Origin of the sequence: Komagataeibacter europaeus LMG 18890 (genome assembly GCF_000285295.1) — a bacterium.
GTDB classification, from domain to species: Bacteria; Pseudomonadota; Alphaproteobacteria; order Acetobacterales; family Acetobacteraceae; genus Komagataeibacter; species Komagataeibacter europaeus.
In genome coordinates this window covers 1-3,743 of the sequence record NZ_CADP01000176.1, presented here as the reverse complement: position 1 = coordinate 3,743, position 3,743 = coordinate 1, and the positions used below count along the sequence as shown (strand labels likewise).

Genomic DNA, 3,743 nt, shown 5'->3' with positions numbered 1-3,743 from the left:
TGGTATTTAAAACCCCGAATCTTGGTATTTAAAACCCCGAATCTTGCTTCCGGTATTTAAAACCCCGAATCACTTGACACGGGTATCTGAAACCCCGAACGTAAGTTATGGTATCTGAAACCCCGAATCAGCCAGTTGTTTATGAGGCTCTTTTACCGGAGCGTCATCCTCAGCATGACCTGTTCATCTGCGACGTGGCAGATGCGGTACTTAAGGATGTGATGCCCCAAATGGAGCATCCGTTCTATTCCTTGTCCAAAAAACCTGAGACTTCCATTCGCCGCTATGAGCATAATGGGCAATGGCTGGAAATCACGCCAAGCGTGAAGGGTCTTGCTACAATCTACGACAAGGATATTTTGATCTACTGCATTTCACAGATCATGGCGAAGCTAAAAGCCGGGGAGAAGGTATCGCAACGGGTGCGGATCAGCAGCCGTGACTTACTTATCTTCACCAATCGCGGTACGGCAGGTAAAGACTATAAGGCCCTCATCGAAGCCCTCGACCGCCTTGAGGGAACCCGTATCCGCACCAACATTGTCACAGGCGACGAAGAACAGGTGGACGGTTTTGGCCTGATCGACGCTTCATCCATCCGCCGTAAACTCGGCCTCGACGGCCGCCTGTTGCATTGCGAAATCAAGCTGTCGGATTGGGTCTTTAACGCAATCAAGAGCAATGATGTTCTGACACTACACCGTGATTATTTCCGGCTACGCAAACCGTTGGAACGACGCGTTTATGAACTAGCCCGCAAGCATTGCGGTCAGCAAACAGCATGGAAAGTCTCTCTTGAGATTCTGTTGAAAAAATCAGGCTCTCAAAGCCCAGAAAAGCTATTCCGACAGATGATAAAAAATCTCGCAGCGAGCGATCATCTGCCAGATTACCGTGTCGAATTCGATCTCCAGAAAGACATGGTAACATTTATCAATCGCGGCACGATGAGAGCTGCCGAGCCCGCAGCAGAGGCTTGGATGGGCGCGCTCGATCCTGATATTTACGGGGATGCTCGGAACGTCGCACCAGGTTGGGATGTACACCATCTCGAAAGAGAATGGCGTATGTGGCTGGGTGATAACGAGATCGCCCCGAAGAATCCCGAGCGGCATTTCATCAAGTTCTGCGAGACGTGGTTTGCTAAGCGCGGTCAACCCTGATTGTGCAAATATACAAGCATACTTCTACGTGAAATAGGGGTCAGCGCTCTCCAAAAGGATGGCGCCCGTGCTTACGCATCAGGTCATCAATGGCTTCCCCAATCAAACCCTGAATAGTTGTATCAGTATCAAGGGCGAGTTGATGTAGTCCTTTGCTAACCGCTGGGGAAAAATATCCCACCACAGCCCGCTTACCTTCTCTCGGATTGCGCGGGCGGGCTTTCTCTACCACTGCTTGCGCTTCCGGTTCCACAACCGATGGCGCGACCGTCTTTTTGAGACCAGCAAACCGACTCATGCTGTACGTCCTTAACTTAGAAATTTGCTAACGTGTTTTTGTATCATCTTGTTTGTGTGATGGCATGTTAACTTGATCACACACCCAATTCCACAACCGTGCCACATCAGCAGCAGCCTTGCTTTCCGGCTCCGCTTCCTGCGCAGTCTGACCGGAACCAACGCTATGATGAAAAATCGCACGCTCTGACAAGACAACAGGAGCAACAGGGATGCCGAACTGCGCCACGACCGCAGCCGCCTCTCTATAAACTTGAGGCGCACGAGGAGGCCCTGCAGTAAAAATCACAAAGGCAGGCTTGCCACTGGCTCGCACAAGTTCTGCCGTTGTTCTGACAGCATCCATATCGAAAGCGCGTGGTCTACATGGAATCAATAAGAAGTCAGCGACACGGCACGCCTCACGCGCCATAATATCGGCATGAGGCGGGGTATCTATTATTGATAGCTCTGCGCCTAGTTCAGAGGCTTGCTCCAGCTTTCTTGATAACAAGGCGTGGGCTGCACAATCCACCACATCCGGGTCGGCATCCCCTCGCCACGCTTTCCATGAACTTGCAGTCGCTTGAGGGTCTGTATCGAGGATAAGAGAAACGTATCCAGCGGCACTGGCACTGGTCGCCAGGTGCAGGGCAAGCGTCGTCTTCCCAGCCCCCCCCTTCTGACTAATGATCGCGATTGTTTTCATGCCATCATGTTTCCGTGTTAACATATTAACTCATTATCATGATATTTTGATAACTCAATATCTAACTCACAAAAAACGAATAATTTAATCGAACCGAACATTTCATATATCTCCAGCCGATGTGTTGGCACTCATTTCAATGTCATCGTGTTAACATGAGAGCATGAGAGCATGAGAGCATGAGAGCATGAGAGCATGAGAGCATGAGAGCATGAGAGCATGAGAGCATGAGAGCATGCTGACATCATATTTGCTCTATATACAATAGCCTAATAGGGATCACGACACGAAAGTGTATTTTACGTACGCTTGGAGTGAACACCTGTAGAACTGGCCACATTGAGGTTCACGCAACAAGTAGGGATGCAGGTACCCGAAGCGGTCGTAACGCGCCAGCTTCGGGCTGCTCATCGACATTCCAGCGATAGTCGCCTGTCAGAGAAATATGCTCCCAGCCGAGGGGTGCGATATGCTGGGCCAGGTCATCTGAAATACCGAGCGTCGTGATGGCAGACTGAAGATAGCGCGTATTCCATAGGATGACCGCTGCCACCAGCAGGTTCAGACCTGACGCCCGATAGGCCTGATTTTCAAAACGCCGATCCCGCAGTTCGCCAAGCTGATTGAAGAAGAGCGCCCGAGCCAGCGCATTCCGGGCTTCTCCCTTATTGAGTCCAGCCTGGGTTCGTCTGCGCAAATCCAGATCCTGTATCCAGTCGAGCATAAAAATTGACCGTTCGATCCGGCCGACTTCGCGCAAAGCCACAGCCAGACCATTCTGACGGGGGTAAGATCCGAGTTTGCGCAGCATGGCCGAAGCGGTCACGGTTCCACTCCGAATAGATGTGACGAGACGCAGCAGGTCGTCCCAGTGTTCCACAATATGGTTGGTATTGATCAGGTCACCGGCCATCCCACCCAGAAGTTCGCCCGGGTGTTGTCCCGGAAAAAGGTGAAGTTTCCGCTCTTTCAGATCCCGTATCCTGGGCGCAAATCGATAACCAAAGAAGGGCATCAGCCCGAAAACATGATCCGATGCCCCACCCGTATCTGTATAATGCTCTTCAATGGAAAGTCCGTTAGCATGATAAAGCAGTCCATCCAGAACATAGGGCGCTTCACCGGCCGTCGCAGCAATCACCCGGGTCGAAAACGGATCATACTGATCGGAGATGTGGGTGTAGAAACTGACGCCCGGTTCACTGCCATTGCGCGCATTGATATCGCTGATCGCAGCGCCTCTGCCACCTGCATGAAACAATTGACCATCACTTGAGGACGATGTGCCGTCTCCCCAGAGTGACGCCAGGGGCAGCCCACGATGGGCTGCAACCATACGGCCAAGGGCTTCGGCGTATCCGGCCTCGCTGATATGCCAGTCATGCAGATGCGCCAACTGGCGCAGGGTGGCACCCTGACAGGTGTCGGCCATGCGTGTCAGACCAAGATTAATCCCATCCGCCAGGATCACCGTCAGCAGGGCGTTTTTGTCATCCGCGACACGGCTGGAACGGCGATGGGTAAAGCAGTCGGTGAAGCTGATCCAGCGGTCCACTTCCAGCAGAAGATCAGTAATCTTGATCCGTGGCAGCCGG

General features: G+C 52.1%; 4 protein-coding genes. 1 reads left to right on the top strand and 3 read right to left on the bottom strand.

Features of this window, described 5'->3' with window-relative positions; translation table 11 throughout:
• The first annotated feature begins 107 nt into the window (after positions 1 to 107).
• Positions 108 to 1,163 (top strand): replication initiator protein A, encoded by a 1,056-nt coding sequence (locus GEU01_RS19940; protein ID WP_025439983.1) that lies wholly within the window; start codon positions 108 to 110, stop codon positions 1,161 to 1,163.
• 40 nt (positions 1,164 to 1,203) lie between these two features.
• Here the strand turns inward: GEU01_RS19940 and GEU01_RS25100 are convergent, their stop codons facing one another.
• The 3 genes from GEU01_RS25100 to GEU01_RS19935 all read right to left on the bottom strand — a co-directional run.
• Complete coding sequence (locus tag GEU01_RS25100; protein WP_081500038.1) at positions 1,204 to 1,461, bottom strand: ribbon-helix-helix domain-containing protein; 258 nt, start codon at positions 1,459 to 1,461, stop codon at positions 1,204 to 1,206.
• A 27-nt stretch (positions 1,462 to 1,488) separates the two neighbouring features.
• A complete protein-coding gene (gene parA, locus GEU01_RS25095) occupies positions 1,489 to 2,148 on the bottom strand; it encodes a ParA family partition ATPase (protein ID WP_010517102.1) in 660 nt (219 codons plus the stop codon).
• Between the two features lie 346 nt (positions 2,149 to 2,494).
• On the bottom strand, positions 2,495 to 3,743 hold a 1,249-nt coding region (locus GEU01_RS19935; protein ID WP_019087227.1), incomplete at its 5' end, for a Tn3 family transposase.

What these genes read in the sequence shown, in the direction of transcription:
- parA (WP_010517102.1), bottom strand. Translation starts at nt 2,148, where the DNA reads ATGAAAACAATCGCGATCATTAGTCAGAAGGGGGGGGCTGGGAAGACG.
- GEU01_RS25100 (WP_081500038.1), bottom strand. Translation starts at nt 1,461, where the DNA reads ATGAGTCGGTTTGCTGGTCTCAAAAAGACGGTCGCGCCATCGGTTGTG.
- GEU01_RS19940 (WP_025439983.1), top strand. Translation starts at nt 108, where the DNA reads ATGGTATCTGAAACCCCGAATCAGCCAGTTGTTTATGAGGCTCTTTTA.